This is a genomic window from Planktothrix sp. FACHB-1355, from assembly GCF_014748295.1.
Taxonomy (GTDB): domain Bacteria; phylum Cyanobacteriota; class Cyanobacteriia; order Cyanobacteriales; family Aerosakkonemataceae; genus Aerosakkonema; species Aerosakkonema funiforme_A.
In genome coordinates this window covers 1-1,754 of sequence record NZ_JACJUP010001285.1, presented here as the reverse complement: position 1 = coordinate 1,754, position 1,754 = coordinate 1, and the positions used below count along the sequence as shown (strand labels likewise).

Below are 1,754 nucleotides of genomic sequence, written 5' to 3'. Positions count from 1 at the left end.
GGCGGTGTCTTGTGGGAGTTGAAGGACGGAAAGTTCGTTCGTTTCCGCTGTCGTACCGGTCACGCCTTTGCGCCGAAAAGTTTGTTAGCTCGCCAGTCTGAAGCTTTGGAAGAAGCGCTTTGGAGTGCCCTCCGCGCCCTAGAGGAAAAGTCCGCGCTCATCCGCAAGATGGCAGAACGGGCGAACGGAAGAGGCCAAAAGCTGTCAGCCCAACGTTTTGAAGCTCAAGCAAAAGAAGCAGACCAAAGCATTGCGCTCATCCGAGAAGCGCTGATCAGAAATAATGGTGACAACGATGGCAATCGGGAGATCGAGCGAAGTGAGATCGATCGACTATGAGACGATCCTGAAGAGGAGCGGGAAAGCGATCGACACAACTAAACTTAGCAATGTACAGCACAAGTGGGATTGTCGATTCTTTTGATTATCATATAGTTGGAAGATTTTTTAATAAAAACCTTTTAAATTCTTACCCTAATGATAGAAGAAATTTTCGATCGGCAAATTGCGGCATCTCTGCAACGACTGGAAATGCTTTGGCAGAGGACGGATACACTGCCCAAGTCGCCCAGAAACTTTATGGGAGAAATTGAACAGATTTCTGACCGAGATGAGGAAATGCTGCTGCGGCAAAGCTTAGACGAACTTACCTTTTCGTTGGAAGAGCTACAGGTTGCCAGCGAGGAACTGCGCGATCGAAATCAAGAGTTAGCCACCGTCCAAATGGCCTTGGAAACGGAACGTCGGCGTTACCAGGATCTGTTTGATTTCGCCCCGGATGCTTATCTGGTAACGAACCCAGAGGGAGTGATTTTAGAAGCAAACCAAGCAGCCGCAAATTTGCTAAATGTTAGGAGCGATCGCATAGTCGGCAAACCCCTAGTAGTTTTCGTGCCAGAATCAGCTCGTCGCGACTTTCGCACCCAACTGTTTCAACGGCAAAACGGTCAGGAACTCAGAGACTGGGAAGTCGAAATTCAGCCCCAGAAGGGACAAGCTTTCCCAGCTGCTTGCACAATAGTGCCGGTGCAGAATTCTCACAGACAGGTAGTAGCTTTGCGCTGGCAACTTCGAGACATCACCAAGCTCAAGCAGGCGGAACAAGTTGAGCAGAAATTACAAATGCTTGACGCCATCCTCCACGCTTCGCCAATTCATCTCTATGTCATCGACCAAACAGGTAAGTGCATCTACGCAAGTCCAGAAGCTGCACGTAGTTGGGGAAAGGTACAAACTGACATTGTGGGCAAGAGATGGCAAGATATAGGTTTTCCAGCACACACGATGGTAAGTTTCGATCTTCAACGGCAAGAGGTTCTCCGCACAGGACAATCCATCACTGGTCAAATAAGCTTTCCATTCGCAGACGGAATTAGGTACTGTGAGTACACCATTAGCTTGATGCAAAATCTCGGCAGTTTTGTTGACGCGGTTGTTCTAACCGTGAAAGATATCACCAAACACAAACAGACAGAAGCGGAAATGAACTATGCTTTGGCGACACAAAAAGAACTCAACCGGATGAAAGCCAATTTTTTATCTGTAATTGCCCAAGAATTTCGCACCCCACTTACAAATATCATCGCTTCCGCCGAATTGGTCAAAATTTACGGTGATAAATGGAGTACCGAGAAAAAAAATCAGCATCTGGAACAGATTCGATCGGCTGTCCAACAAACAAACCAGGTGTTGAATGATATATTACTTGTTTTTAATGCTACAGCAGGCAAACTGCAATTCAACCCGGCGCTGCT

General features: G+C 47.3%; 1 protein-coding gene and 1 pseudogene. Both read left to right on the top strand.

What is annotated here, in order from left to right; all coding sequences use genetic code 11:
* Window positions 1–339 (top strand): annotated as a pseudogene (locus tag H6S82_RS31640) (hypothetical protein); the annotation flags it as partial.
* Between the two features lie 138 nt (window positions 340–477).
* The coding region (locus H6S82_RS31635; protein ID WP_191057373.1) for a PAS domain S-box protein at window positions 478–1,754 on the top strand (1,277 nt) is incomplete at its 3' end.